The organism is Pseudooceanicola sp. HF7, assembly GCF_011806405.1.
Classification (GTDB): domain Bacteria; phylum Pseudomonadota; class Alphaproteobacteria; order Rhodobacterales; family Rhodobacteraceae; genus Pseudooceanicola.
Genome location: NZ_JAATOW010000033.1, coordinates 24,640 through 50,428 on the forward strand (window position 1 = coordinate 24,640; position 25,789 = coordinate 50,428).

Below are 25,789 nucleotides of genomic sequence, written 5' to 3' on the forward strand. Positions count from 1 at the left end.
GCCCCCTTCCTTTTGCGTGGCTGCCCCCTCAGTGGTTATGCCGGGGCGGGGTCTGCGCGATGCGGTGGAACCCCTCGGCCGAACGCAGCACGGCGCCATCGCTCAGCTGGTTTGTCTCTGCCCGGTAGATCTTTTGCCAGGGCGTCTGCGTCACCGGGACGGGGGGCGCGGTTTCCTGGCGTCTCTTTTCGATCTCTGCTTCATCGACCAGCATGTCACAGCGCCCGGCGTTCAGGTCGATCCGGATCATGTCGCCGCTGCGCAGCCAGGCCAGCCCGCCGCCATCCGCGCTTTCGGGTGAGGCATGGACGATGGAGGGGCTGTCGGCCGTGCCCGATTGCCGCCCGTCCCCGATGGTCGGCAGGCTGGTAATGCCCGCGCGGATCAGCCGGTCGGGCGGCTGCATGTTCACCACTTCCGCCGCGCCGGGCCAGCCCAGCGGGCCGGAGCCGCGGATCACCAGGATCGAGCGTTCGTCGATGTCGAGCGCGGGGTCGTTGATCCGGGCGTGGTAATCCTCGGACCCGTCGAAGACCACCGCGCGCCCGTCAAAGCAGTTTTCCTTGCCAGGCTCGGACAGGAAGCGGCGGCGGAAGTCCTCGGAGATCACGCAGGTCTTCATGATCGCGAAATCAAAGAGGTTGCCGGACAGAACGCGGAAGCCGGCGCGCTCCATCAGCGGCTTGCCATAGGGGCGGATAACCTCTCGGTCCTTGGCTTCGCGGCCCTTCAGGTTCTCGGCCATGGTCTGGCCGGTGACGGTGGCGCAGCTGGTTTCCAGCACGCCGGCCTCGGCCAGTTCCCACATGATCGCGGGCACACCGCCGGCGCGGTGGAAGCGTTCGGACAGGAAGCGCCCGGCGGGCTGGACGTCAGCGATCAGCGGGATGTCGTAGCCGTGGATCTGCCAGTCATCATGGCTGAGCTCGACACCCACGGTGGCGGCGATGGCCGCAAGGTGGGGCTGCGCGTTGGTCGACCCGCCGATGGCGGCGTTCACCCGCACGGCGTTCAGGATCGCGTCCCGGGTCAGCACCTGCGAGGGCCGCAGGTCTTCGGCCACCATCTCGACCACCCGCTTGCCGGTGCGATAGGCCATCTGCCCGCGTTCGCGGTAAGCCGCCGGGATCGCGGCGCAGCCGGTCAGCGACATCCCCATGGCCTCGGCCAGCGCGTTCATGGTCGACGCGGTGCCCATGGTGTTGCAATGCCCGATGGAGGGCGCGGAATCCATCGCCGCCTCTAGGAACTCGGCCCGATCGATCTCTCCTGCCGCATAGCGGCGGCGGCTCTGCCAGATGACGGTGCCAGAGCCGGCAAGCCGCCCCTCGTGCACCGAATCCAGCATCGCACCGCCGGACAGGACGATGGCCGGGATGTCGACGGTGGCCGCCGCCATGATCGCGGCAGGCGTGGTCTTGTCGCAGCCGGTGGTCAGCACGACCCCGTCGATGGGATAGCCATGCAGCACCTCGACGAGGCCAAGGTAGGACAGGTTGCGATCAAGAGCTGCCGTGGGGCGGCGGCAGTTCTCGAAGATCGGGTGTGTGGGAAACTCGATCGGGATGCCCCCGGCATCGCGGATCCCGTCCCGCACCCGCTTGGCAAGGTCCAGGTGATGGCGGTTGCAGGGCGACAGGTCGCTGCCCGACTGGGCGATGCCGATGATCGGGCGCCCCTCGGTCAGTTCCTCGGGCGTCAGGCCGTAGTTCATGAAGCGCTCGAGGTAGAGCGCGGTCATGTCGGCGTGGTCGGGGTTGTCGAACCAGTCCTGGCTGCGCAGACGGCGTTTGGTCATTTCAGCGCTCCTCTTGCTGCGAGGTTGGACATCAGGGCGCGGGAGCCGAAGGTCCAGGGCGCGACCGCGTCGCAGGGCCGGACCCGGTTCACCAGGGCCCCCAGGGCGGGCGAGGACACGGTGACCACGTCGCCGGTCTTGTGGGTAAAGCCCATGCCGGCGCCTTCACGGTCCTTGGTGGGCGCGAACATCGTCCCCAGATACAGCATCGCGCCGTCCGGGTACTGGTGCGTCGCGTTCAGAAGCTGCCCGGCCAGGTCGGCCGGCTGGCGCGAGATCTGGGACATGTCGGAATGGTCGGACAGCGCGAAACCGTCCTCTCCGGTGATCTCGAGCTGTACGCGCAGGGTGGTCAGGTCCTCCAGCGTGAAGGCATCGTCGAAGACCCGGATGAAGGGCCCGAGGGAGGCGGCGGCGTTGTTGTCCTTGGCCTTGCCCAGAAGCAGGGCCGAACGGCCTTCGAAATCGCGCAGGTTCACGTCATTGCCAAGGGTGGCGCCGCGGATCTCTCCGCGCGAGTTGATCGCCAGCACGACCTCGGGTTCGGGGTTGTTCCAGGACGACCCCGGGTGCACCCCGATCTGCGCGCCGCAGCCCACCGCGGACATCGGCTGCGCCTTGGTGAAGATCTCTGCATCCGGGCCGATCCCCACCTCGAGGTACTGGGACCAGAGCCCGGCCTTTTGCAGATGCGCCTTCACCTCTGCCGCCTTGTCAGAGCCCGGTACCAGCCCGCGCAGGTTGCCGCCAAGGATCTCAGCCAGCTCGGTGCGGATCGACTCGGCCAGCTTTGGGTCGCCCTTGGCGCGTTCCTCAATCACCCGCTCGACCATGGAGCCGGCGAAGGTCACGCCTGCCGCCTTGACCGCCTGCAAATCGCAAGGGGCCAGCAGCTGGCCCAGGTGGCCCGTGCCGTCGCCCTGGTCAATGTAGCCATCAAGCGCCCCAAGCGACGGCCCCCCCTCGCGGAGCGCGCCGGGCAGGTCGTCGATTTCCAGCAGGTCGGCCATGGTGGGGGCGATCTGCGTCAGGTCCAGCACCTCTGCGTCCCGGATCAGCACCGGACAGGGCCCGTTCGTCTCTTTGGACCAGACCCGGCCCAGCAACAGCCCGCCCGTGTCTTGGGGAAGGATATCTTTCGCGTTCAGTGCCACCGGCGTGTTCAAAGTCATTCTGAAACCCTTGTTTCGCGTCCCTTCACCGGCAGCCGGCCGATGAAAGGCGTCTTGAAGATGGTCTGCCGCGATGCCCTGGGATCTGCGGCGCTCAGGCGCGCGGAGCCCTGTACTGGCCGCGCGCCGATGGTCTGCGTCCCGATGCGCCTCAGCCCTTGCTGTCCACCGGATCGGGGAAGCTGGTCAGACCCTGGCTGAGGTGGGTTCGCATCAGGTATTGGTAGGCAAGGTGGTCAGAGGCCTCCACCGCCTTGAGAACGGCTTCGTGTTCCTGGAAGGTCTCGCCCTCAATGATCCTGCGGGTCTTGCCGTGCTGCATGATGCGCAGGATCACCGGCTTCATGATGCCGTAGATATCCAGGATCGACTGGTTCCCGGTCAGCGAGATCAGCTTGACGTGGAACTGGAAGTCGAACTCCGACGCCTCGACGATGCTGCGCGCCTGCACCATCTTGCGGTTGAGCGCGCGCAGCTCTGCCAGGTCCTCTGCCTTGGTGGCGGCGAAGATGGCCAGAGCGCTGCCAGTTTCGATCAGCTCACGGAAGCCCTGGATATCCATGAAGGTCCGGCGAGAGACCTCGCCCACGTTGAAGGAGAAGATATCGAGCGCGCGGTTGATCCGCTGGTCGATGATCGTCGCCCCCACCTTGGGCCGCACGTCGACGATGCCATAGGCCTTCAGCATGCGCATCGCCTCGCGCACCGTGTTGCGGCTGATCTCGAAACGCTCGCAAAGCTCGCGCTCGGTGGGCAGCTTGTCGCCCACGGTCAGCCCGTCGGTGTCGATCAGCTCGCGGATCTGGGCCACCACCTGATCGACAGCCGACCCTCCGCCGCTCTCTTCCGTTGTCTCCCCCACGTCTGAAGCCCCTGATTTATCGGTCACGACATCCCTCATACCAGCCAGGTCGCAATTGGCGGGAAGAACAGGATCGTCGCCAGGACAATCAGTTGCAAGGCGATGAAGGGCAGAAGCGCGACGTAGATATGCTTCAGCGTGATTTCCTTCGGCGCGACGCTCTTGAGGTAAAAGGCCGCGGGGCCGAAGGGCGGCGTCAGGTAGGACACCTGCATGTTCACCGCGAAGAGGATGCCGAACCAGATCGGGTCATAGCCAAGCTGCACCACGATGGGCACGAAGATCGGCAGGGTCAGCAACGCGATGCCGATCCAGTCCAGGAACATGCCCAGAACCAGCAGGATCAGCATCATCACCATGATGATGATCACCGGTGCCGCGTCGATGCCCAGGATCGCCTGCGCCACGAAGCGGTTGCCACCCATCAGGTTGTAGACGCCCACCAGCACGGCCGCTGCGATGCCGATCCAGATGATCATGCCGCAGGTCTGCAGGGTGTGCACAAGGCTGTCCTGCACCATCTTGAAGGTCAGCTCGCGCCTCAGCAGCGAAATGATCAGCACCGCAGACACACCCATGGCCGCCGCTTCGGTGATCGAGGCGATGCCGCCGTAGATCGAGCCCAGCACGACGAAGACGATGAACAGCGGGGCAGCCAATGCGCGCAGGGCAGAGCCGATGGATTCCTGCGCCACTTCCTCGCGCGACATCGGCGGGCCCAGCTGCGGATTGCGCCAGCAGAGGAACAGCACGTAGGCCACGTAGAACCCCAGCAGCAACAGCGCGGGGGTGATCGCGGCGATGAAGAGGTCGGCGATAGAGGTGTTTGCGACCAGCCCGTAGATGATCAGCACGATGGAGGGCGGCATCATCGTTCCCAGCGAGCCGCCGGCGCAGACCACGCCGATGGACAGGCTGCGGTCATAGCCAAGGCGCAGCATCTGCGGCAGGGCCAGGATGCCTAGCAGGACGATCTCACCGCCGATGACGCCGGACATGGCGGCCATCAGGATCGCCACGATCAGGGTCTGGACGGCAACGCCGCCCGGCAGACGCCCGGCCAGGATACGCATCCCGTTGAACAGCGATTTCGCGATTCCAGAGCGATCCAGCAGCGCCGCCATCAGGATGAACATCGGGATGGCGACAAGGGAGTATTCAGTGATGAACCCGAAGATGCGGGAGGTCACCAGCGGCAGGGCCATGGGCCCGAACCAGCCATAGGTGAAGATCAGTGCGACAAAGCCGGTGACCCAGGCCAACGGCTGGCCGGTCAGAAGCAGCAGGAAGATCGCGCCGACAAGAAGGTAGGACCCGTACTCGATCCCGATGGAGCTGAGGTCCATGATTATTTGCCCTCTTCGGAAACGGAGGTATCGCGGCGGATCGCGGCGATCAGGTGGAAGACGGTCTGGACGAACATCAACGCCACGCAGAGCAGCACCAGCAGCTTCAGCAGCGCCGGGGTCGGCGGGTTCCAGGAGGTCCCGGTGCCTTCCAGGTGCAGCGCGCCCGAGGGGTTGAACCAGGATTTCTCGACCATGACCCAGCTGGCAAAGGCCAGCCCGGCAAAGAACATCAGCGCGATGATGGAGTTGAAGATGTCCAGCATTCGGCGCCGCTTGGGATTGACGGAATCGTAGATCATCCGCACCCGGATGTGCCTGTCCCGCGCCAGGGCGACAGGGCCGCCGATCAGAAAGATCGCGGCGATCAGGAAGCTTGTCGTCTCATGCGCCCAGAAGGTCGGGCTGTTCAGGACATAGCGCGCGAAGACCTCGACCACGGTGATGAGGAAGGCCGCGAAGATCGCCCATGCCAGGAACTTGGAAGATCCGGAAACGGCCCGGTCTAGGCCTGTGCGGATCTCTGTGTCATCGTCGTGCTCGACGGTATTGGTGATATCGCTCTGATCGGCCATTTGCGGCTCTCCTCCTGCCTGTCCGGAGCACGCCCGGCAGCGACTGCCGGGCGTGGTACTATTGGTTTATTTAGGGATCAGAGAAGGTTGCGGCCCTTGAGATAGGCAGTCACGGCGTCGTAATAGCGCTGCGTCATCTCGGTCTTGGGCGCCCAGTTCTGCCATTCCTGCTGCGCGATGCGGCGGAATTTGGCGCGCTCGTCACCGGACCAGTTGATGATCTCGATATCTGCATTCGCGTTCGCTTTCTCCACCGCGGCGGCATCCAGCTGACGCACGGAGTAGATGTGATCGAAGCTGAACTGCTTGACGGAAACCTTCATGATTTCCTGCAGGTCTTCGGGCAGCTCGTCCCAGACCGACTTGGTCATAGAAATGTCGATCATCGGCAGCGAGTGGAAGCCCGGGTAAAGTGGGTAGTTCGCGATGTCGTTCATGCCCAGCGACTGGTTGGTTGCGAAGACGGTGTTGTCCGCGGCATCTACGACGCCCTTGTCGAGCGCAGAGAAGATCTCGGACCCCGGCAGGGACACCGGCGCGGCGCCGGCTTTCGAGAAGATTTCGTAGACCATGCCTTCGGGCGCGCGAAGCTTGACGCCTTTCAGATCCTCGACCGTGCGGATCGGAATCCGCGACACGAAGGCTTCCGGCTCCGTCGCGGCCGCACCGATGAACTGGACGCCGTAGGGCTCGACCAGCTCTGCGTACAGCTCATTGCCGCCGCCGCTTTCCATGAAACCCAGAAGCTCGAAAGGATCGCTCCAGGCGCCGACGAGGTTGCCCATCATGGCAAAGGCCGGGTCCTTGCCGGAGAAGTAGCTGGGGTCGGTCAGGTGACCCTGCAGGATGCCGGCGCCGACCGCTTCCAGCGTGTCGGAGTGCGGCACGACTGCGCCGATCGGCAGGATCTCGATCTCGATCCGGCCGCCGGACAGCTTGCCGACTTCTTCCGCCCATTTCGTCTTGTTGACGAAGCCCGGCTCCCCTGCGGTTTCCGAGGTCTGGAACGTCCAGTTGTAGTCCGCGGCCATGGCGGCACTGCCCAGGCTGAGCGCCGAAATCGTCACGGCTGCCAGGCCGGTAAGCCTCTTGATGAATTGCATGTCTTCCTCCCTTTGATCCAATCCCGTTGTCTCTTCTCCTGAGAGCCGGGTGGGCCTGTCTGCCCCTTTGGTTGGACAAATAAGGCATAGGCGCGAGAGAATATCAACGTCTTGTGAGGTGGCGACGCCCCTGATTCTCTCCTGCCTCTTCGCAGAAAAGCGGGTATTCATGGTGTAAAATGAGATTTTTGCGGTTTTATCGCGGTTTCCCTCCATTTTTCCCGCCCGCCTCTGCTAGAAAATCCGCAGCGCCCGAATCAGTCAACCACGCGGGCAGATCGGTATTTGTCACCCAGATGCACCGAAACGGCGATCGGCGGCAGAGGTGAGAGCGACAGAAGGAGAGCAGCGATGACGGACCTCACGGGCAAGGTGGCCCTGATTACAGGCGGCAACGGGGGCATCGGGCTGGCCATGGCGACCGCTCTTGCGGATGCGGGGGCCGCGATCGCGCTGGTCGGCCGAAACGCGGACAAGAGCGCCGCCGCAGCGGCCACCCTCGCACGCGACGGCACCCCCGCCCCGATGGCGATCACCGGCGACATGGCGGATGAGGCCAGCGTAGCCGCAGCCATGGCGCAATTGGCCGAACGTTTCGGGGGCCTGGACATGCTGATCAACAACGCCGGGGCGAACGACCGCAAGCTGCCGCAGGACTATTCGCTTGCCGAATGGAACACCCTAATCAGCAGCAACCTGACCTCTGCCTTCCTGGTATCGCAGGCGGCCTATCCGCTGATGGCGGCGCGGGGTGGCGGCAAGATCGTCAACATCGGTTCGCTCATGTCGACCTTCGGCACGCCCATGTCCGCGCCCTATGCCGCGGCGAAAGGCGGCGTGGTACAGATGACCAAGGCGCTGGCCACGGCCTGGGCCGCGGACAATATCCAGGTGAATGCTATCCTGCCCGGCTGGATCGACACGGAGATGACCGTCACGGCCAGGGAACAGGTGGCCGGGCTGAACGACCGCGTCCTTGCGCGCACCCCGGCGGGACGCTGGGGGCGGCCAGAGGACCTGGGCGGCGCGGCGCTGTTCCTGTGCTCAACGGCGTCGGATTTCGTCACCGGGATCAGCCTGCCGGTGGACGGCGGGTATTCCTGCGCCGCCTGAGGCTCAGGGCGGCGCTTAGTGCGCCGCGCCGCCTGCCCCCTTGCGGGGTGGTTTCATCGCCAGCGCCAGCACCGCCAGCCCGGCAAAGAGCAGCGTGAGCAGCGTGAAGATGTCGATGAAGGACATCACCGTCGCCTGCTGGGCAATCCGCCCGGCCATCTGGCTGAGCGCCGCGGTACTGCTGTCTGAAATGCCATTGGCCTGAAGGTTCGCCGTCAGCATGTTCATCTGCCGCAGGACCTCTGAATTGGCCCAGTTCAGCCCCTCCTGAAGCCGGGCGGTGTGCAGCGCCCCGCGATCCGTCAGCAAGGTGGCGATCATGGCCAGGCCCACGGCCCCGCCCAGGTTGCGCATCAGGTTATAAAGCCCGGAGGCGCTTTTCATCTTGTCCGGCGCCAGGGTGCCAAGCGCCAGGTTGTTGATCGGCACCATGCAGATCATCAGCGAGAGCCCCCGCAACACCTGCGGCCAGAGCAGCTCGGAAAAGTCCCAATCCGCGGTCATGCCCGTCAGCATCCAGCAGGACAGGCCAAATCCGCAGAAGCCCATCAGCAGCATCAGCCGCAGGTCCATGCGCGACGACAGGATGCCCGCCAGCGGCGCAGACACGAACATCGCCAGGCCGGAGACAAAGACCGTCTCACCGGTCATCAGGCTGTCATAGCCCCGGATCGAGGACAGGTAGAGCGGATAGAGATAGGTCATCCCGTAAAGCCCCACGCCCATCACGAAGCTGAAGATCGACCCGACGGCGAAGTTCTTGTTTCCGAACGCGGAAAAATCCACCACCGGATCGTCGCGCGTGAAAGACCGCCAGAAGGTCACCACACCCCCGACGATCATGACGACGAACAGGATCGCCACCAGTTCGTCCTGGAACCAGTCGTTGGCGGGGCCCTCTTCCAGCACGTATTCCATGCCGCCCAGGAAGCAGGCCAGCGCCCCCAGCCCAAGCCAGTCGAAGGTATCGAAGAGCTTCCAGTTCGGCTTGTCGAAATCCACCAGCGCCAGCACCCCCACGGTGACGGCGATCCCGGCAGGGACATTGACCAGGAACAGCCAGTGCCAGCTCATCGCGTGGCTGAGGTAGCCACCGACGGTCGGCCCCACTGTGGGGGCCAGCGTCGCCACCAGCCCGATCATCGGAGAGACGACAGCCCGCTTGGAGGGCGGAAAGATCGTGAAGGCCGCGGCAAAGACAGACGGGATCATGCCGCCGCCCAGGAAACCCTGCAGCGCCCGCCACAGGATCATCTCCGAAATGGAGCCCGAGGTGGCGCACATGAAGGAGGCCGCGGTGAAGCCTGCCGCCGAAATGGCAAAGAGATAGCGGGTGGACATCATCCGCCCCAACAGGCCCGACAGCGGGATCATGATGACCTCTGCGATCAGGTAAGAGGTCTGGACCCAGCTGATTTCCTCGGACGAAGCGCCAAGCCCGGCCTGGATTTCCGGCAGGGAGGCAGAGACGATCTGGATGTCCAGGATCGCCATGAACATGCCGAAGACCATGACGAAGAACGCCGCGACCCTGCGCGGCGTAAGCTCCGGTTCCTGCGGTTGGGCGGCGGGGGCGCTCATTTCAGCGCCTGCGCCACTTCCGTGCCGGCGGGAGCAGACCTGCGGTCGATCTCCACCACGGCGGAAAGGCCGGCGCGCAGCCCGCGGGTCTCCGCGGGCAGTTCGATCCGCACCGGCACGCGCTGCACGATCTTGGTGAAGTTGCCCGTGGCGTTATCCGCCGGCAGAAGAGAGAAGATGGAGCCCGTGGCCGGCGCGACAGAGACCACGCGGCCCTCGATCTCGCGGCCCTCAAGGGCGTCAACGGTCACATGGGCGGTTTCCCCGGCAACGATGTCGCCCAGCTGGGTCTCCTTGAAGTTGGCTTCGATATAGAGCCCGTGATCAGGGACCACGGCGGCCAGGCGGGCACCGATGCTGACCAGCTCCCCTTCCTCGATGGCGATATTGGCGACGGTGCCGTCGAAGGGCGCGCGCAGGATGGTGTGATCCAGGTTGCGTTGCGCCTGCTGGATATCCAGTTGCAGCGCATCGCGGTTGGAGTCGCTTTCCGCCCGCTGTGCTTTCAGAACCTCGACCTGGGCCTCGGCGCCCTTGATGGCGGCCTGGGCTGCGGCGCGGTTGGCGCGGGCGGTTTCTAGCGCCTCGTTGGCGTCATCCAGTTCCGCCTGGGAGGTCACCTTGCGATCGGTCAGCCCCTGGATCCGGGTCTGTGCGGTACCGGCGGTGCGCAGGGCGGCCTCGGCCGCGGAAAGCTCTGCCTCTGTCTGGGAAACCGTTGCGCGGGCGGCGACGATCTGGGCATCGATCCGGGCCAGGGTGCGTTCCAGCGTCGGCAGCTTGGCCTGGGCCTGTTGCAGGGCGATGCGATAATCGCCGTCCTCGATCCGCACCAGCACCTCTCCCTTGGAGACATGCTGGTTCGCTTTCACCGGGATGTCTTCGACGTAGCCCTGCAGCTTGGAAGAGACCAGCGACAGGTCCGCCTGCACATAGGCGTCATCGGTATCCACCAAGAAGCGCCCGTTGGTCCACCATTCGTAACCGGTCGTACCACCGACCAGCAGGACCACCAGGGCGATCCCGCCAAGTACCAGTTTCTTGCGGCTTTTCTTCGGCGGGGCCTCCACCTCGGAGGAGGAGACAGCGGTGGCGGGATCGATCTGTTCAGGGCGGGACATGGCGGGCTTTCGGTCAAACTGGAGGGGCGAAGGGGGAGGCTTCGCCAATCGAACCACTCGGTTCGACATGTTTCGATTGGCATCTAGGATAAAGCACCCGAAGAATCAAGGCTTCATCGAACCGGTCGGTTCAGCTAAGTTAACGCCATGACCAACGTAGCAAAATCCAGTCAGGACAGTCCCGGCGAAGGCCCCTCTTCCCAGAAACGCCGCCACGCGGCAGGCGAGGATCCCGGCAAGCGCCGCCAGATCATGGAGGGCGCCTGGAAGGTCTTCATCGACCAGGGGTTCGACGCGGCCTCCATGAACAGCATCTGCAAGGAGGCGGGCGTGTCCAAGGGCACGCTCTACGTCTATTTCGAGAACAAGGAAGACCTTTTCGTGGCGCTGGTCGAGAGCAAGCGCGCGGCCTTCTTTCAGGGGATCTTCGACCGCCTGTCAGAGGCGGAAACCCTGCGGGAGTCGCTTCTGGCCTTTGCGACCACCCTGGCCCGCCAGGTGACCTCGGACGATGTGATCCACGCGCAGCGGATCGTCATCAGCGTGGTGGAGCGGATGCCCGAGCTGGGCCACCGCTTTTACGATACGGGCTCCAAGCATTTCCTGGGCTGCCTGCAGGATTTCCTGCGCGACAAGACCGCTGAGGGGGCGCTGGCGGTGCGGGACCCCGCGCTGGCGGCCGCCCAGCTGGTGGAACTGTCGACGGCCGGCCTGTGGCGCACCCGGCTTTTCGGGCGCATCACGGTGCCGCCCTCCGAAGCGGAGATCGCCCGTACGGCCGAGGCGGCCGTGGAGATGTTCCTGGCCGCTTACGGGCCGAAGGCCGCGCCAAACCCCTGATATTGCGTGTTTTCGTCACCTCCCGGAAGACATCGGACAGAGCGTCCGGGACCTGCTAGGATGGAGGACAGAGACGGAGGAGCCACGTCATGACATCCCCGAAAGGCGGCGCAGGCAAGGACCTGGACGAGGGCGCGGTGGCCGGCCATTACGGCGGGTCCCGCCTGCGGGAAACGGTCTTTGACGCCCTGGCCAAGGCGGGGCTGGACATGGCGGCCCTGACGCCCCGAATGCTGGCGCCGGTGGATGAATTTCACATGGGCGGCCGGGGTGCCACGAAAGAGATCGTGGTACGTGCCGGCATCGCCGGAGAGCGGGTGCTGGACATCGGCAGCGGACTGGGAGGACTGGCGCGCCACCTTGCGGCAGAGGCGGGATGCCGGGTGACCGGACTTGACCTGACTCCTGAATTTGTCTCTTTGGCTCAGGAGCTTACGGATCTGACCGGGCTGGCGGAGCAGGTCGATTTCAAGCTGGGCAGCGCGCTGGACCTGCCCTTCGGGGCCGAGGTCTTTGACGCCGTGACCAGCTTTCACGTGGCAATGAACATCGCCGATCGCGCCGGCATGTACCGCGAGGCCGCGCGGGTGCTGAAACCGGGCGGCACGCTGGTGATCTACGACGTCTTGAAGGGGCCGCAAGAGGGTCTGCTGTTCCCGGTGCCCTGGGCAGAGACGGCAGAGACCAGCCACCTGGTCAGCGCTGAAGAAATGCAAATTTTGCTGAGTGATCAGGGGTTTGTCATCTCCGAACAGGAGGACCGCACGCCGTCGATCCTGGCCAGCCATACCGCGAGCCTGGCCAACCTGAGCTCTGGCACGCCGGCGCTTGGGCTGCATCTGTTGCAGGGGGAAAACGCGGCGGAGAAATCGCGCAACATGATCGCCATGGCCAAGGCCGGGCAGGTCACCTTGGGGCTGTTCATCGCCCGTAAACCGGCCTGACCGAGGGAGCGAAGCGCGCGGAGACCCGGTCGCGAACAGGGGTGGTTTGGAGGGCCCTAAACCCTGTCGGTGCGGCGTCTGTTTTGTGTCGGTATCAAGTCGGTATTGCGTCGGTGCGCGGCGAACGGGGCGTTCGCGAAGATTTAAGCGGTGACGGGGGGCTTTGCCCCCCACGAAACAGGGGGGCTCGATGCCCCCCTGTTTCGTTCCCCCCAGAGTTTTTCGGCAAGAAGAAGAGGGATGCGGGCGGCCCTGGAAGGCGTGGAGGGCGGCGCCTTTCGGGCGCCTTGGACTGACGCTCGACAGCTCTGACGTTGCCCCCTACCCTATTGAAGAGACGCGATTCTGCCGCGCTTTCTGGCCTTGCAGGTAAGTGCGGGTTTTTGTCTTAGACCATCGCCGTAACACGGCTGATGCGAATCGACCGGGCGGGGTTTCAAGTCCCCTGCCCGTTTGCCGCGCCAATCTGCCCAAAACGGGCGCGCCGGCGCGCTGTGGGATTTTATTTTGGCTTTTCAGAGACTTGCAAACCCGCCCTGAGGCATTGCATGAAGTTTTCTGCGCCCGCTGGCATGGCCGTGGGCCAAAAAAATATTGCCGGAGGGTAAGTTGCGTGCCATGAGTGGTCTTGTCGCCAGAACGCGCAAATATCGCAATCTGGCGACGAAACAGAATTGACCCGGTAAGAGGTCACTTGAGCAGTATGGTAACGATGGCAGAAATTGCAAACTCCGGATCCATCGCGGCCTCCATCGCCGCGAATGCCGCGCGTCTGTCAGAAGCGCTCGACAGCCATATGCGCAACAGCTTCCAGCCGGAAAGCCGCAAGACCCTGCGCAAGTTCCATGCCTCTGAAGTGTCCGAACTGACCGGCATCAGCATGTCGAACCTGCGCACCCGCCACCAGGAAGGCGACTTTCCCGAGGTGGAGACGGATTCGCGCGGGCGGCGGCTGTATTCGGCCGAAGAGATCGACCAGATCCGCCACGTGATGGCCAAAACGGGGCGCAACGGCGATACCTACCTGCCCGGCCGGCGCGAGGGCGACGCGCTGCAGGTGATCTCCATCGTCAACTTCAAGGGCGGCTCAAGCAAGACCACCACGGCGATCCACATGGCGCAGCGCTACGCCCTGCGAGGCTACCGCGTGCTGGCCATCGACATGGATCCCCAGGCCAGCCTGACCACTATGTTCGGCTACCGCCCCGAGATCGAGTTCGCCGAGAGCGGCACGATTTACGACGCGCTGAAATACGACGATCCCGTGCCGCTGAGCCAGGTGGTCCACAAGACCTATTTCCATAACCTGGACCTGGCCCCCGCCGGGCTGCTGCTGTCGGAATACGAGACAGAGACGGCCTATGCGCTGCAGCACAAGATCGACCCCCCCTTCACGCAGCGCCTTGCCATCGCCCTGGATGAGATCGAGGCGGAGTACGACCTGGTGATCATCGACTGCCCGCCTCAGCTTGGCTTTACCACCATGACGGCGCTGCTGGCATCGACCGGGCTTCTGATCACGGTCATTCCCTCCATGCTGGACGTGGCCTCCATGGCGCAATTCCTTGAAATGGCTGGAGAAACCGTCCAGACGCTGGAGGATGCGACCGGGCCGATCGACTGGAATTTCCTGAAGTTCCTGGTGGCTCGATACGAGCCGACGGATGTGCCGCAATCGCAGATGGCAGGCTTCCTGCGGTCGATCCTGCTGGACCAGGTGCTGACGACGCCGATGCTGAAATCCACCGCGATCTCGGATGCGGGGATGACCCAGCAGACGATCTACGAGCTGGAGCCATCACAGGTGGTCAAGAAGACCCTGGACCGGATACTGGAAAGCGTGAACGGCGTGGCCGACGAGTTCGAGAAGACAATTCAACTGGCCTGGGGCCGGGAGGGTGACTGATGGCACGTAGAAACCTGTTCCAGCCCCCTCCCCCACCCGAAGGCAGCGCGCCTGATAGCGCGAGCAAGGAGCCCAAGACGCGGTTCCCCAACACCGGCGCGATGAGCGGCGTGAAGTCGACCCTGAAGGACCTGTCCAGCAATGCTGTACGGGATATCGCCGTTGAGGTGATCGAGGAAGGCGGCCCGAAGGACCGGCTGTCTTTCAGCGATGCCGATGTGGCCGCGCTGGCCGAAAGCATTCGGACCCATGGTCAGCAGGTGCCGATCATGGTGCGCCCGATCCCGGAAAAGCCCGGGTATTACCGGGTTGTCTACGGGCGGCGGCGGCTTCGGGCGCTCAAGCAGCTGGGCCAGCCGGCCAAGGCGCTTGTCCGGTCGCTGAATGACCAGCAGGCGATCCTGGCCCAGGGCCAGGAAAACTCGCAACGGCTGGATCCAAGCTTTATCGAAAAGGCGCTTTTCGCGACGGAGCTCGCGGACACGGGCTATACCCAGCCGGTGATCCTGGATGCGCTGGCGATCGACAAGCCGATGCTGTCGCGCATGACCAAGGTCGCCCGCACGATCCCGCAGGAGGTGATCCAACAGATCGGCTCTGCCCATGGGATCGGGCGGCGCCGCTGGGAAGAGCTGGCCGACCGGGTGCGAAGCCATGATCTGGACCTGACCGGCATCGTGGCCCGGCTGACACTGACCGAGGACGCGCCCTCTGACGCGCGGTTCGGCCAGGTTGCAGACGCAGTGGGCCGCCATCTGAAGGCCCCGGCGTCTGAAAGCCAGGCCCCCTCCCCTGCCCTGTCGATCACGCTGAGCGATGGCACGCGCGTGGCAGAGATCAAGGACAGCGCGCGGTCCCTGACCGTGAAACTGTCCAAGACGGAGACCCCGGAATTTGCGCGGTGGATGCGGGAGAACGCTGAAGCCGAGCTGACACGCCTTTACGAGGCGTGGCGGTCAGATCAGAAGACTGACTGACCCAGAGACGAGCAGAGAGAAACAGGCAACAGGAGCACGAGGCACAGCCCAAAAAGAGAGAGCCCCCCAAGGTCACCCCCGGAGAGCCCAATCTGTACTTAGCACCTTCAGATTTATCAGCTTCTCCCCCGCAGTCAACAGCAACCGATTCGGTTGACAGGTGAATTGCGGCCTTTTTCCTGGAAACCAGGAGAACCGGGGCTTTCCCCGTCCGGCTGTCGTGAAAATTTCATGGCTTTTACACATGCAACCGCCTCTTACGGAGCGCGGACCAAAGAGCTGTTGTCCGCGGACAACGCGGTTCCGGAGCGGCATATCGTGATGGAAACCCTGCGCAATGCCGCCCCACGCTTGGGGTTGAAAGCGCCTGTGCTGGCGACGCTGGACGCGATGCTGTCCTGCCTGCCGCCGAAGCGGAGCCACCACACTGTCTTTGCATCGAACGAAACGCTGATGTTCCGGCGTGACGGATTGTCCGATCGCACGATCCGGCGCCACGTGGCCATCCTGCAGGAACACGGGCTTCTTGAGCGGCGCGACAGTGCCAATGGCAAACGGTTCACCCGCCTGGACCGGCACCGCGGTGTCGCCCTGCGCTTTGGCTTTGACCTGACGCCGCTGTTCGACCGCCTGCATGAGATCGCTGTGCTGGCCGCCGAGGCGCTGCGCGAGAAGGAAGAGCTTGCCTACCTGCGGGCCCAGATCCGCGCGGCGGCCAACCAGATCCTGCGCCAGGAGCCGGAGAGCTCTGAGGCAACAGACGCCCTGCGCATCCTGCGCCGCAAGTTGACCGTTCAGGATTGCCAGACACTGCTCTGCGCCCTCCAGGACCAGGGCGCAACGTCCGGGACGGAAGCCGCATATCGACCCCTTGAAGCGGAAGAAATGGCCGGCAATGACGGTCAAAATGTCCGCCACCATCAGAAGTCAAAAAAAGAAAATACTGATAAGAAAGAGGCTGAGGTTGGTTTGGCGCCAGCTGAGCCGGCAGAGGACATCTCGCTCAAGGACCTGTTGGCCGCCTGCCCGGAAGCTGCCGAGTTTTCCATGAAAGAGATCCAGAGCTTTTCTGACGTGATCGCTCATGCGCAGACGCTGGCACCGATGATCGGGGTGGACCGGCAGAACTACCAGGCGGCACAGGCGCGGCTTGGGCCACTGGGGACGGCTGTGACGATCTGGGGGCTGGTGCAAGGGCATGACCGCATTCAAAGAGCGGGGGCCTATTTCAGGGCGATCACGACGGGCAGCCGCAGCGAAGGGTTCAGCCCGGTACGGCTGGTGAAACGGTTGGCGATGGCGCAGGAAAGCGCCGGGCAAACCGGGCAATTGTCCGCGGACAATTTTGCAGCGGGATGCAGGTGAGGCGGGCAGGGGCCGGTTTACCGTCTTCGCTTTGCTGGCCGGGGAATGGGCAGATGCTCTTGATCGATATCGCGTAATGTAATCCGACGGGGCTCCGTTGAGACGCATTTTCAATGCTTGGTGAGACCCGGATGAATAGAGCAACGCCCGCCAATGAATATTCCCGGAACGGGTTTGAAGAGGAACCGAGGAAGGCACCCATCTTTCATAGAAAGCAGAGGTTCATTCCCGGGGGATACGGCTTGAGATCTGCCCGGACCTGGCCAAGCTCTCGGTGACCGCGACGGTTCGTCAGGCCGCGAGAGTCAGCCCTCAACAAGTGCGGCGGTAAAGCTCTGGCATTCCTGACTTAACCGCCGTTGGGTTCCAAGACGGGAGATAGCAGGGAAAGAGGCCAAGCTTCTCCGAAAACAAGATCGGACATGCCATGACTGGCAGGATCAGGCCGGAAAATGACCTTAAGTAATTGAATTAAATAGATAATAGTAAGTTTTCAGCCCGAAATCCGGCGTTTCACGCCTGAACGCCGATAGGGCAGGGGGCCGCCATCGCAGACAGCCCCCCACAACATCAAAACCCGCTCAGGCCGCGCCGGCCAGAAGGCTGCGGCTCAGCGTTCCCATGCGGGACAGGGCTTCGCGCAGGTCCGCATCGGGCACGGTCAGCGCCACGCGGACAAGGTTCAGCCCCTCGTTTCCGAAGGAAGAGCCGGGCATGACCGCCACGCCGTGCTCTTCGATCAGGCGGGTGGCGAAGGCATCGCCGTCCAGCCCGGTCCCAGAGACATCGATCATGATGAACATGCCCCCCGCCGGCAGACGAGAGGACAGGCCCGGCACCTGTTGCACCAGCCCGTGCACCAGAGCAGCGCGGCGGCCAAGGGCCTCTCTCAGCAGGGCGGCGGTGGGGTAGTTCCCGCGCAGGGCGGCCTCGGTCATGTCGGCGATGAAGGGCTGGTTGCCGAAGAGCATGGTTTCCGAGATCGGCAGCAGGCGGCGCGTGAACTCTGCCGGGCCGATGGCCCAACCGCTGCGGAACCCGGTCGCCGCGTGGCTCTTGGAGATCGAGGAGACCACGATCGTGCGTTCCCGCAGCGCCTCGATCTCCAGCGGAGAGGCAAAGCTGCCGTCAAAGATCAGCGCCTCGTAAACCTCGTCGCAGACGATCCAGAGATCATGCGCGATGCAGAGCTCGCCCAGGGCCAGCAGCGTGTCACGGGTCAGCACCGCGCCTGTGGGGTTATGCGGGGTGTTCAGCAGCAGCACCCGGCTCTCCGGGGTGATCGCGGAGGCCAGGTCCGCGGGCTGCAGTTCAAAGTCGTGCTCCATATGCAGGGGCACGGGCTGCACATGGGCGCCGCTGGCCTGCACGACGCCTTCATAGGTCGCGTAATAGGGATCGCCGATCAGCACGCCGTCCCCGTCGCTGGTGAGGGCGGTGAAGACGGCATAAAGCGCGGTCTGGGTGCCGGGGAAACACAGCACGTTTTCCGGCCCAATGTCGGGCATGCGGGGGCGGTAGGTCTCCACCAGCGCATCGACCAGCCCGGCCTCACCCCGGCCATTGGAATAGCGCGTCCGGCCTGAACGCAGGGCGGTCACGCATTCCTCGATCAGGGCGGGGTCGGGGGTGATGTCCGGTTCGCCGATGGTCAGCTCGATGACCTCTTCGCCCTTTGCCATGCGGGCGCGGGCCGCGTTGTGGATAGCCCACTTGTCGCCGCCCAGGTCCTTGAGGCGGTCGGTGATGGCAGCGTAGCGCATTGGGGGTCCTTTCAGTTTGTCTTCAGGTCGGCGCCAGCGCGGGCAGGTGGCGCAGCAGGGTCTGGTCAGGCAGACGCAGCAGGCCTTCGGCCGCGGCAAGCACGATACGGGGCAGGCGGGCCGGGTCATACAGCCCATGCCCAAGAGAGCCTTCGATCCACAGGCCGTCGATCAGCCCGTTCATGGCGATGGCCAGCCCCTGGCAGGTGGCCGGATCGGCGGGGCGTCCATGGGCGGCCAGCACGGGATGGATCAGCCGTTCCAGCGCCTCCAGGAACTCGCGGTAGCCATCGCGGTGGATCGTGGAATAGCCGGGTTCGCTTTCGACCCGGCCGATGAAGGTGGCCCAGAGAGAAACATGGCGCACCGATAGGCTGGGCGTCATGACATTGGCGCCGATGAAGCGGGCCAGTGCCTCGTCCGGGTCCTGGCTAGCATCACGCGCGGCCTCTTCGGCGCGGTCGGTGAGCTGCTCCATCAGGTAGGCATAGGCGGCGCGGACCATCTCGTCCTTGCTGCCGAAGTAATGGCGGATCAGCCCCGGCGTCACACCGGCGCGATCGGCGATTCGGCGCGCGCTGGCGCCGTTCAGCCCGTGTTCGCCAATGCAATCCAGCGTCGCCTCAAGCAATCCGTGGCGGCGGTCATCCTTGGCAAGCCTGCGAAATGTCTTGCGTGTCATCTGGGCATCTCCCCCTTGGGTGGCGCCATGGAACAAGGGCGGCGGCGCGCTGTCTGTGCGTCTGTCATGTGGCACATCACGGCGTCTCCTTCCCGTGGTGAAAGATGTTTTCCCCCGGGCTGTTGGATTCTTGTCGGCCCGCTGTTATACAGTCGTGCAACAGTCGGAAAAAAGCAAGGGGCGGCCGACCCATTCTTCGCCGCACGTGCAAGGAGACAGAATGACCGAACAACCGGCAATCCGCGTCAAGGGACTGCGCAAGCGGTTCAACAGGCTCGAGGTTCTCAAGGGGATCGACCTGGAGGCCCGCCCCGGTGACGTCGTCGCGGTGATTGGTGGATCGGGGTCAGGCAAATCGACCATGCTGCGCTGCATCAACCTGCTTGAGATCCCCTCGGCCGGGACCATCAGCATCCAGGGCGAAGCCTATGCGATGCGCGAAACCCGCCAGGGGCTGCAACCGGCAGACCGCCGCCAGGTCCAGCGCATCCGCGCCCAGCTGGGCATGGTGTTCCAGTCCTTCAACCTCTGGCCGCATCGCACCGTTCTGGGCAACGTGACAGAGGTGCCCGTGCACGTCCTGGGCGTGCCCCGGGACGAGGCAGAGGCCCGCGCCCGCGAGGTGCTGGACCGCGTCGGGCTGGGGGCCAAGCTGGATGCCTGGCCCGCGCAGCTCTCCGGTGGGCAGCAACAGCGCGCCGCCATCGCCCGCGTGCTGGCGGTCGATCCGCTGGCGATGCTCTTTGACGAACCGACCTCTGCGCTTGATCCGGAACTGGTGGGCGAAGTCCTGTCGGTCATCCGCGACCTGGCGCAGGAAAAGCGCACCATGATCCTGGTCACCCACGAAATGGCCTTTGCCCGCGACGTGGCGACCCACGTGGTCTTCCTGCGTGAAGGCCGGATCGAAGAACAGGGGCCGCCCGACCAGATCTTCGGCGCGCCCAAGTCGCCCCATCTTCAGCAATTCATCAGCTCGGTCGCCTGAGGCCGCGCTCAACCACGGGGCCGGAAACGGCCCCCATAAAAGACCCCAACAGAAAGACCCAACATGATCAGATCCCTTGTCGTCTCGCTTGCAGCCGCCACCGCCCTTGCCGCGCCGGCCATGGCCGAAACCTACAAGATCGGCATCTCGGCAGAGCCCTATCCGCCGTTCTACACCCCGGATTCGGAAGGCAACTGGAGCGGCTGGGAAATCGACTTCATCGACGAGCTCTGCGGCCGGATCGAAGCCGATTGCGTGCTGGCGCCTGTTGCCTGGGAAGGGATCATTCCCGCGCTGAAGACCGGCAAGATCGACATGATCATCGGCTCCATGTCCATTACCGAGGAACGGGCCAAGCAGATCAACTTCTCCGACAAGTACTACGATGCACCCACCGGCATCGTGGCGCTGAAATCCTCTGACGTGCAGCCCACGCCGGAAGGCGTCAAGGGGGCCTACCTGGGCGCGCAATCCGGCACCATCCAGGAAAAGTACACCCAGGCCTATTACGCCGACACCGCGGCGGATGTGCGCATCTACCAGACCGTGGATGAAGAGCTGCAGGATCTCATGTCGGGCCGGATCGATGCCGTCGTGGGCGATTCCCTGGCCATGGTACCCTTCACCGAAACAGAGGCCGGCAAGGCCTGCTGCGAATACCGCGGCGCGGTCCAGGCCGATCCCGATATCCTGGGTCATGGCATCGCCGTCGGCCTGCGCAAGGACGACACCGCGCTTCTGGAGCGGGTCAACACCGCCATCGCGGCGATCCGCGAAGACGGCACCTACGAAGAGCTGGCCAAGCCCTACTTCGGTGAGCTCGACATCTACGGCGAATAAGCCTCTCTGCCGGATCCCCACCGGGGTCCGGCCCTTCCCCTAAGGACGTTATCCCCCATGTTCGACGCAATCGACCTGAGCCTGCTGGCGCTTGACGCGCCGGGGTGGGGCGGGGCCCTGCTGAAAGGGTTCCTGCGCTCCGTGGAGCTCGCCGTTGGCGGCTATGCCCTGGGCATCGTCATCGGCATCTGCGGCGCCCTGGCCAAGCTGAACGGCGGGCGGGTCATCCGCGACCTGGCCGAGGTCTATACCATGATCATCCGCGCGGTGCCGGAACTGGTGCTGATGCTGCTGTTCTACTATGTCGGCACGGACCTGGCGAACCGCGGGATGCAGGCGCTTGGCTATTCGGGCTTTGACATCGACGGGCTGACCGCCGGGATCCTGGTGATCGGTCTGGTGCAGGGCGGCTACGCGACAGAGGTGCTTCGCGGCGCCATCAAGGCCATTCCGCGCGGCCAGATCGAGGCCGCCCAGGCCTTTGGTATGTCGCCCTTCAAGGTGCTCACGCGCGTCACGCTGCCGGCCATGACGCCCCATGCGCTGCCCGGCATGGCGAACCTGTGGATGATCGCCACCAAGGATACCGCGCTGCTGGCCGTCATCGGCTTTTCCGAACTTACGCTTGCCACCCGGCAGGCGGCGGCGGCAACGCGCGAATACTTCCTGTTCTTCTTCGCGGCAGGGGCGCTTTACCTGACGCTCACGCTGGTCTCCAACGCCGGTCTGCGCTGGTTCGAGAAACGGGCCCGTCGCGGTCTGACCGCAGCAAGCTGAGGAGCCGACATGCCTGACATAGACATCGTGACACCGCTGCGCCCCGCCTCCCTTTCCCGCATGGGCCGCAGCCTGACCGCCTTTTTCCTGCCGCACCGCATCATCATGGTGCTGGTGGCGCTCTTCGCGCTGGCCATGATGATCCGGACGATGGACTGGTCCTGGCTGCCCGCCTACATGCCCCGCCTCTGGGAGGGGCTGGGGATCACGATGCTGATGCTTGTCGTCAGCGTCGTGCTGGGCTTCATCCTGGCGCTGCCGCTGGCCATCGCCCAGGTGGTCGGCCCGCTGCCGCTGCGCTGGCTGGCGCTGTCCTTCTGCACGGTGATCCGGGGCACGCCGCTTCTGTTGCAGATGTGGCTGTTCTACTTCGGTCTCGGCTCGCTTCTGGGCCAGTTCCCAGAGATCCGCGAGACCTGGGCCTGGCCCTACCTGCGCCAGGCCTGGCCCTACGGGTTGTTCTCGCTCACCATATCCTTCGCGGCCTACCAGGGTGAGATCATGCGCGGCGCCTTCACGGGCGTCCCGAAAGGAGAGCTGGAGGCGGCGCGCGCCTTCGGCATGTCCCGGGCCAAGACCTTTCGCCGGGTCTGGTTTCCGCGTGCCGTGCACCGTGCCCTGCCGACCCTGGGCGGAGAAATCATCCTGCAACTGAAGGCCACGCCGCTGGTGGCCACCATCACGGTGACGGATCTTTACGCGGTGATCACGAAGGTCCGCCAGGATACCTTCCTGACCTATGAACCGCTGCTCTTTCTGGTCGCGGTCTACCTTTGCCTCTCCGGCGTGCTGACGGTCCTGCTGCGCTGGATGGAAAGCCGGGTGCCCGACGCAAGGTGATCCGGTGATCCCCAGTTCGGGGTCTTCCGCCCCTGAAACGCGAAACGGCGCCACCCCGGCCAGGGTGGCGCCGTTTTGCTTTCTCGCAGTCGGGTGTCAGTACCCGCGGGCGCGGTCGATGCCATAGGCCAGCGGCGCGCCATCGCGCAGCGCGCGGGCGGTCTCGATCACCTGGGTCGCGACCACATCGGGCAGGGTATCGCTGGCCACATGGGGCGTGATGCGCAGGCGGGCGTCGGCCCAGTAAGTGTGATCGGCGGGCAGGGGCTCCTGGCGGAAGACATCCAGCGTCGCCCCGGCCAGCTGGCCGCTGTCCAACGCCGCCATCAGGTCGCCCTCCACCAGGTGTTCGCCGCGCCCGATCTGGATCAGCCGCGCGCCCGGGGCCAGGCAGGCGAAGAGATCGGCGTTCAGCACGTTCTCCGTTGCGGCGGTCAGCGGCAGCACGTTGATCAGATAGGCCGCTCCGCGTGCCGCATCCTGCATCCCGGTCGCCCCGGTCCTGTAAGAGACCCCCTCCAGCGGGGCTTCGGGTGTGCTGCGGCAGGCGACATGGGTGTCAAAGCCAAGCGCGGACAGCCCCTTGGCCACAGCGCGCCCCATGGTGCCATGTCCCAGCACCGCCACCTTGACCGAGGCCGGCGCGCGCATGGGGGCCGGATCCCAGCGGGCGGCGCGCTGGTCGGCGGCCATGTCATCGAAGCCGCGTTCATCGCGCAGCACCTCGTGAAGCGCAAAGCCCGCCATCAGGTCGGCCTGGTGGGGATCGCGGACACGGGCGATGGCGGCGCCCTCGGGCAGGCCGGGATGGCCAAGCAGCGCATCGACCCCGGCCCCGATGGACATCGCCAGCCGCAGGTTAGGGTAGGGGGCAAAGGCCTGCGGGCCCGGCACCCAGCACAGCGCAAAGGCGATCTGGTCCGGGTCCTGCACGGCCTCTGGCTGGTGCAGGATCACATCCGTCCCGGCCGCGCGCAGGGCCGCGCCGTAGATCGCGTCCAGGTCATGGCTGTCGCTCAGGTAGACGCCGTGGATCGGTGTTGGCTGTGACATGCGGGGTCCTTCGTCTGGGGATGGCCCGGGGCGGGGCTCCGGGAAAACTGACTGTTACACAATCGTATAACAAATGTCGGACCGAATGCAAAAGCCCTTGGGGTGCTCCGCCGCAGGATTGGGCCGCGCCGCGCCTTGGCGCAGGTGGCTTGGAGTGAGCGGGGCAGGGGGGTGCAGCAAAGCGCGCGCAGGCTGTCGACCTGCGCGCGCTCTTTTGGCTCATCAAGTCCGGCTTGCAGGGGCCCCTCCTGCGGGGCCGCCCTGCGCCGTCAGCTCAATGACCGGGGTAGATGCGGGCCCAGTCCCGGGCCATGTCCACGATCGTCCAGCCCCGATCCGGGCCCTCGTCCAGCCCACGGTCGAGCGTGCCGATAAAGCCCTCGCGGTCATAGGCATACTCGCGCTCCGCATCGGTGTGATGCACGATCAGGCCAAAGCCGGGGCCCTCTCCGGCGGTGGTATAGTCGATCATGGCGAAATCCCCGTCAGAGTTTCCGGCGGCGAAGATCGGCTTCTGTCCGATGTGGCGCATGATGCCCACGGGCTTGCCTTCCTTGTCGTCCAGGAAGGTCATGCCCCCGCCCTTGGTGAACGTCGGCACCCCGTCGATCACCTCGTAGCTGACCCGCCCTTCAGAGCCGACGACCTGCCAGGGCGGAATGCCATAGGCGTCATCGGCAATGGCGCGGATGAAGTCGATGCCGCCACCGGACACGATGTAGGTCGCGAAATCCTCGTCCCGCAGGTAGCTCAGCAGCTCCAGCATCGGCTGGAAGGTCATGCCGGCATAGGGCAGCCCCGTCGCGGGATGCTCCGCAGTGGTCAGCCATTCGTAGGCGCTGGTCTTGAAGGCCTCCGGCGTGGTGTCGGCGTGAGAGACATCCAGGATCTCAAGCAGCCCCTCCTCCCCGCCGGCCATGACCACCGCCATGTCGCCCTCATTGGCGGCCTTCAGCACGTCCGAGCTCAGGACGGAGGGATCCTCGGCCGCCATCCGGCGCAGCACCTCCATGGCATAGAGAAGCTGGAAATAGATCGGCTGCTCTGTCCAGAGCGTGCCGTCGTTGTCGAAGGTGGCAATGCGATCCTTCACCGGCACGAAATCGGCCGAGTCCGGATCGGTCACGCTGTCCACGAAGGCGATGATGCTGTCCTTGGCCGCGCCCTCGTTCCAGGAGGGCAGCGGATCGGCCAGCAGCGCAGCCGGAACGGATGTCAGGGCCACCAGGGCCAGGGGAAGGGAAATACGCAAGGGGGCCTCCATCAAACCTAGGGCAGATCAGGGAAGAACCGGCGAAACACCCGCCCGCCGGTCTGGTGCGTTTCAGCGGACCATGCCGCTCAGCTGGTCTTCCAGCTGCGCCTGGATCTGGTCGACCGAGAAGCTGGCCGCGCGTTGCGAGGGCTCGAATCCCTCGAAGGTGGCGAAGAAGTCTGCCGCTTCGACCTGCGCCGGCGTCAGCAGGAACACGTGGTCCAGAAGCCAATCGTAATAGGTATTGGACGTAACGTCAGCCCTTTCATGGGGATCCGCGCGCAGATCGAAGATCTTGGGGACGCGCAGCGCGGTGAAGGGGTCCGCCCAGATGTTCAGGGTGCCCGTCGCGCGCTGCTCCTGGAAGACGATCTTTCAGGTCTCCGGCGCGCCGGCCTAAGGCGTCTATGACACCTACATCGGCGCCGGCCTGACCACCCTGCCGGCCTTCGTGGATGTTCCCATCCATGACCGGGTCGACTGTCGCCAGCTCATGCGCCACGGACTCGCTGTCGCCAACCTGCCACCCGCCACCGCCGTCGGCTCCGTCCAAGAGCTTCTGGACCTGCCGCAAATCGTGGCGCCCCCCTGGGCGCGGGTCGATCTCAAGCTGCCGGGAAAAAGCGGCTTCGAAGCCGCGATGGTCCTGCGCAGACTCTCGCCGCGCATGCGCATCGTCCTGATGACCGGCACCGATGAGCCAGGCAACCGATCCCGCGCCCAGGCCGCCGGCGCAGACCGCTACCTGCTCAAACCCATCCGCGAGGCAGAGCTGCTGGCCACCCTCGCCCGGGCCTGACCCCGCCCTGCCTTCTTCTTGCCGAAAAACTCTGGGGGGAACGAAACCGGGGGGCATCGAGCCCCCCAGTTTCGTGGGGGGCAAAGCCC

24 protein-coding genes are annotated in these 25,789 nt (G+C 64.8%); 11 read left to right on the top strand and 13 right to left on the bottom strand.

Annotated features, from left to right (window positions below):
• Positions 1 to 28: 28 nt before the first annotated feature.
• The 6 genes from HCZ97_RS15995 to HCZ97_RS16020 all read right to left on the bottom strand — a co-directional run bounded on the left by HCZ97_RS15995 (position 29) and on the right by HCZ97_RS16020 (position 6,856).
• The gene (locus HCZ97_RS15995) at positions 29 to 1,798 is read right to left on the bottom strand and encodes an IlvD/Edd family dehydratase (protein ID WP_167689921.1); all 1,770 of its coding nucleotides are present in this window, start codon (positions 1,796 to 1,798) and stop codon (positions 29 to 31) included.
• A complete protein-coding gene (locus HCZ97_RS16000) occupies positions 1,795 to 2,970 on the bottom strand; it encodes a fumarylacetoacetate hydrolase family protein (RefSeq protein ID WP_167689923.1) in 1,176 nt (391 codons plus the stop codon). The genes HCZ97_RS15995 and HCZ97_RS16000 overlap by 4 nt, the downstream gene beginning before the upstream one ends.
• Positions 2,971 to 3,121: 151 nt before the next feature.
• Positions 3,122 to 3,832 carry a FadR/GntR family transcriptional regulator gene (locus HCZ97_RS16005; RefSeq protein ID WP_217701799.1) on the bottom strand — a complete coding sequence of 237 codons (711 nt, stop codon included), beginning with the start codon at positions 3,830 to 3,832 and terminating at the stop codon, positions 3,122 to 3,124.
• A gap of 35 nt (positions 3,833 to 3,867) precedes the next feature.
• Positions 3,868 to 5,178: a TRAP transporter large permease subunit gene (locus HCZ97_RS16010; protein ID WP_167689926.1), complete on the bottom strand. Its 1,311-nt coding sequence runs from the start codon at positions 5,176 to 5,178 to the stop codon at positions 3,868 to 3,870.
• A 2-nt stretch (positions 5,179 to 5,180) separates the two neighbouring features.
• Positions 5,181 to 5,753, bottom strand: a complete 573-nt coding sequence (locus HCZ97_RS16015; RefSeq protein WP_167689929.1) for a TRAP transporter small permease subunit — start codon at positions 5,751 to 5,753, stop codon at positions 5,181 to 5,183.
• A gap of 77 nt (positions 5,754 to 5,830) precedes the next feature.
• Positions 5,831 to 6,856 (bottom strand): TRAP transporter substrate-binding protein, encoded by a 1,026-nt coding sequence (locus HCZ97_RS16020; RefSeq protein WP_167689931.1) that lies wholly within the window; start codon positions 6,854 to 6,856, stop codon positions 5,831 to 5,833.
• Positions 6,857 to 7,207: 351 nt separating this feature from the next.
• Between HCZ97_RS16020 and HCZ97_RS16025 the strand changes: the two genes are divergently transcribed.
• The gene (locus HCZ97_RS16025) at positions 7,208 to 7,969 is read left to right on the top strand and encodes an SDR family NAD(P)-dependent oxidoreductase (protein WP_167689933.1); all 762 of its coding nucleotides are present in this window, start codon (positions 7,208 to 7,210) and stop codon (positions 7,967 to 7,969) included.
• 15 nt (positions 7,970 to 7,984) lie between these two features.
• Here the strand turns inward: HCZ97_RS16025 and HCZ97_RS16030 are convergent, their stop codons facing one another.
• The gene (locus HCZ97_RS16030; RefSeq protein WP_167689934.1) at positions 7,985 to 9,550 is read right to left on the bottom strand and encodes a DHA2 family efflux MFS transporter permease subunit; all 1,566 of its coding nucleotides are present in this window, start codon (positions 9,548 to 9,550) and stop codon (positions 7,985 to 7,987) included.
• The gene (locus tag HCZ97_RS16035; protein WP_167689936.1) at positions 9,547 to 10,671 is read right to left on the bottom strand and encodes an HlyD family secretion protein; all 1,125 of its coding nucleotides are present in this window, start codon (positions 10,669 to 10,671) and stop codon (positions 9,547 to 9,549) included. The genes HCZ97_RS16030 and HCZ97_RS16035 overlap by 4 nt, the downstream gene beginning before the upstream one ends.
• Positions 10,672 to 10,818: 147 nt before the next feature.
• Between HCZ97_RS16035 and HCZ97_RS16040 the strand changes: the two genes are divergently transcribed.
• The 5 genes from HCZ97_RS16040 to repC all read left to right on the top strand — a co-directional run bounded on the left by HCZ97_RS16040 (position 10,819) and on the right by repC (position 16,703).
• Entirely contained in the window at positions 10,819 to 11,511 is a 693-nt protein-coding gene (locus HCZ97_RS16040; RefSeq protein WP_167689938.1) for a TetR/AcrR family transcriptional regulator, read from the top strand.
• An 89-nt stretch (positions 11,512 to 11,600) separates the two neighbouring features.
• The gene (locus HCZ97_RS16045; protein ID WP_167689939.1) at positions 11,601 to 12,455 is read left to right on the top strand and encodes a class I SAM-dependent methyltransferase; all 855 of its coding nucleotides are present in this window, start codon (positions 11,601 to 11,603) and stop codon (positions 12,453 to 12,455) included.
• A gap of 703 nt (positions 12,456 to 13,158) precedes the next feature.
• Positions 13,159 to 14,361 carry a plasmid partitioning protein RepA gene (gene repA / locus HCZ97_RS16050; RefSeq protein ID WP_167689961.1) on the top strand — a complete coding sequence of 401 codons (1,203 nt, stop codon included), beginning with the start codon at positions 13,159 to 13,161 and terminating at the stop codon, positions 14,359 to 14,361.
• Positions 14,361 to 15,338 (top strand): plasmid partitioning protein RepB, encoded by a 978-nt coding sequence (gene repB, locus HCZ97_RS16055; protein WP_167689941.1) that lies wholly within the window; start codon positions 14,361 to 14,363, stop codon positions 15,336 to 15,338. Before repA ends, repB begins: the two co-directional genes overlap by 1 nt.
• A gap of 231 nt (positions 15,339 to 15,569) precedes the next feature.
• Positions 15,570 to 16,703, top strand: a complete 1,134-nt coding sequence (gene repC, locus HCZ97_RS16060; protein ID WP_167689943.1) for a plasmid replication protein RepC — start codon at positions 15,570 to 15,572, stop codon at positions 16,701 to 16,703.
• Positions 16,704 to 17,284: 581 nt separating this feature from the next.
• Here repC and HCZ97_RS16065 read toward each other — a convergent pair.
• Entirely contained in the window at positions 17,285 to 18,466 is a 1,182-nt protein-coding gene (locus HCZ97_RS16065) for a pyridoxal phosphate-dependent aminotransferase (RefSeq protein WP_167689945.1), read from the bottom strand.
• A gap of 22 nt (positions 18,467 to 18,488) precedes the next feature.
• Entirely contained in the window at positions 18,489 to 19,148 is a 660-nt protein-coding gene (locus tag HCZ97_RS16070; protein WP_167689947.1) for a TetR/AcrR family transcriptional regulator, read from the bottom strand.
• Between the two features lie 220 nt (positions 19,149 to 19,368).
• On the opposite strand from HCZ97_RS16070, the gene HCZ97_RS16075 reads away from it, so the two are divergent.
• The 4 genes from HCZ97_RS16075 (at position 19,369) to HCZ97_RS16090 (ending at position 22,593) form a co-directional block, all read left to right on the top strand.
• On the top strand, positions 19,369 to 20,136 hold the full coding sequence (locus HCZ97_RS16075; protein ID WP_167689949.1) for an ABC transporter ATP-binding protein: 768 nt from the start codon (positions 19,369 to 19,371) through the stop codon (positions 20,134 to 20,136).
• 63 nt (positions 20,137 to 20,199) lie between these two features.
• Entirely contained in the window at positions 20,200 to 20,976 is a 777-nt protein-coding gene (locus tag HCZ97_RS16080; protein ID WP_167689951.1) for a transporter substrate-binding domain-containing protein, read from the top strand.
• A 57-nt stretch (positions 20,977 to 21,033) separates the two neighbouring features.
• Positions 21,034 to 21,753, top strand: coding sequence for an ABC transporter permease (locus HCZ97_RS16085; RefSeq protein ID WP_167689953.1), 720 nt, complete (start codon positions 21,034 to 21,036; stop codon positions 21,751 to 21,753).
• 9 nt (positions 21,754 to 21,762) lie between these two features.
• Positions 21,763 to 22,593: an ABC transporter permease gene (locus tag HCZ97_RS16090; RefSeq protein ID WP_167689955.1), complete on the top strand. Its 831-nt coding sequence runs from the start codon at positions 21,763 to 21,765 to the stop codon at positions 22,591 to 22,593.
• A gap of 96 nt (positions 22,594 to 22,689) precedes the next feature.
• Here HCZ97_RS16090 and HCZ97_RS16095 read toward each other — a convergent pair whose 3' ends face one another.
• The 3 genes from HCZ97_RS16095 to HCZ97_RS20405 form a co-directional block, all read right to left on the bottom strand.
• Positions 22,690 to 23,646 (bottom strand): NAD(P)-dependent oxidoreductase, encoded by a 957-nt coding sequence (locus tag HCZ97_RS16095; RefSeq protein WP_167689956.1) that lies wholly within the window; start codon positions 23,644 to 23,646, stop codon positions 22,690 to 22,692.
• Positions 23,647 to 23,920: 274 nt separating this feature from the next.
• The gene (locus HCZ97_RS16100; protein ID WP_254871569.1) at positions 23,921 to 24,898 is read right to left on the bottom strand and encodes an HAD family phosphatase; all 978 of its coding nucleotides are present in this window, start codon (positions 24,896 to 24,898) and stop codon (positions 23,921 to 23,923) included.
• A gap of 72 nt (positions 24,899 to 24,970) precedes the next feature.
• Positions 24,971 to 25,117 carry a hypothetical protein gene (locus tag HCZ97_RS20405; RefSeq protein ID WP_175581749.1) on the bottom strand — a complete coding sequence of 49 codons (147 nt, stop codon included), beginning with the start codon at positions 25,115 to 25,117 and terminating at the stop codon, positions 24,971 to 24,973.
• 235 nt (positions 25,118 to 25,352) lie between these two features.
• On the opposite strand from HCZ97_RS20405, the gene HCZ97_RS16110 reads away from it, so the two are divergent.
• Complete coding sequence (locus HCZ97_RS16110) at positions 25,353 to 25,700, top strand: response regulator (RefSeq protein WP_167689959.1); 348 nt, start codon at positions 25,353 to 25,355, stop codon at positions 25,698 to 25,700.
• Positions 25,701 to 25,789: the final 89 nt, after the last annotated feature.

What these genes read in the sequence shown, in the direction of transcription:
- HCZ97_RS15995 (WP_167689921.1), bottom strand. Translation starts at nt 1,798, where the DNA reads ATGACCAAACGCCGTCTGCGCAGCCAGGACTGGTTCGACAACCCCGAC.
- HCZ97_RS16000 (WP_167689923.1), bottom strand. Translation starts at nt 2,970, where the DNA reads ATGACTTTGAACACGCCGGTGGCACTGAACGCGAAAGATATCCTTCCC.
- HCZ97_RS16010 (WP_167689926.1), bottom strand. Translation starts at nt 5,178, where the DNA reads ATGGACCTCAGCTCCATCGGGATCGAGTACGGGTCCTACCTTCTTGTC.
- HCZ97_RS16015 (WP_167689929.1), bottom strand. Translation starts at nt 5,753, where the DNA reads ATGGCCGATCAGAGCGATATCACCAATACCGTCGAGCACGACGATGAC.
- HCZ97_RS16020 (WP_167689931.1), bottom strand. Translation starts at nt 6,856, where the DNA reads ATGCAATTCATCAAGAGGCTTACCGGCCTGGCAGCCGTGACGATTTCG.
- HCZ97_RS16025 (WP_167689933.1), top strand. Translation starts at nt 7,208, where the DNA reads ATGACGGACCTCACGGGCAAGGTGGCCCTGATTACAGGCGGCAACGGG.
- HCZ97_RS16030 (WP_167689934.1), bottom strand. Translation starts at nt 9,550, where the DNA reads ATGAGCGCCCCCGCCGCCCAACCGCAGGAACCGGAGCTTACGCCGCGC.
- HCZ97_RS16035 (WP_167689936.1), bottom strand. Translation starts at nt 10,671, where the DNA reads ATGTCCCGCCCTGAACAGATCGATCCCGCCACCGCTGTCTCCTCCTCC.
- HCZ97_RS16040 (WP_167689938.1), top strand. Translation starts at nt 10,819, where the DNA reads ATGACCAACGTAGCAAAATCCAGTCAGGACAGTCCCGGCGAAGGCCCC.
- HCZ97_RS16045 (WP_167689939.1), top strand. Translation starts at nt 11,601, where the DNA reads ATGACATCCCCGAAAGGCGGCGCAGGCAAGGACCTGGACGAGGGCGCG.
- repA (WP_167689961.1), top strand. Translation starts at nt 13,159, where the DNA reads ATGGTAACGATGGCAGAAATTGCAAACTCCGGATCCATCGCGGCCTCC.
- repB (WP_167689941.1), top strand. Translation starts at nt 14,361, where the DNA reads ATGGCACGTAGAAACCTGTTCCAGCCCCCTCCCCCACCCGAAGGCAGC.
- repC (WP_167689943.1), top strand. Translation starts at nt 15,570, where the DNA reads ATGGCTTTTACACATGCAACCGCCTCTTACGGAGCGCGGACCAAAGAG.
- HCZ97_RS16065 (WP_167689945.1), bottom strand. Translation starts at nt 18,466, where the DNA reads ATGCGCTACGCTGCCATCACCGACCGCCTCAAGGACCTGGGCGGCGAC.
- HCZ97_RS16070 (WP_167689947.1), bottom strand. Translation starts at nt 19,148, where the DNA reads ATGACACGCAAGACATTTCGCAGGCTTGCCAAGGATGACCGCCGCCAC.
- HCZ97_RS16075 (WP_167689949.1), top strand. Translation starts at nt 19,369, where the DNA reads ATGACCGAACAACCGGCAATCCGCGTCAAGGGACTGCGCAAGCGGTTC.
- HCZ97_RS16080 (WP_167689951.1), top strand. Translation starts at nt 20,200, where the DNA reads ATGATCAGATCCCTTGTCGTCTCGCTTGCAGCCGCCACCGCCCTTGCC.
- HCZ97_RS16085 (WP_167689953.1), top strand. Translation starts at nt 21,034, where the DNA reads ATGTTCGACGCAATCGACCTGAGCCTGCTGGCGCTTGACGCGCCGGGG.
- HCZ97_RS16090 (WP_167689955.1), top strand. Translation starts at nt 21,763, where the DNA reads ATGCCTGACATAGACATCGTGACACCGCTGCGCCCCGCCTCCCTTTCC.
- HCZ97_RS16095 (WP_167689956.1), bottom strand. Translation starts at nt 23,646, where the DNA reads ATGTCACAGCCAACACCGATCCACGGCGTCTACCTGAGCGACAGCCAT.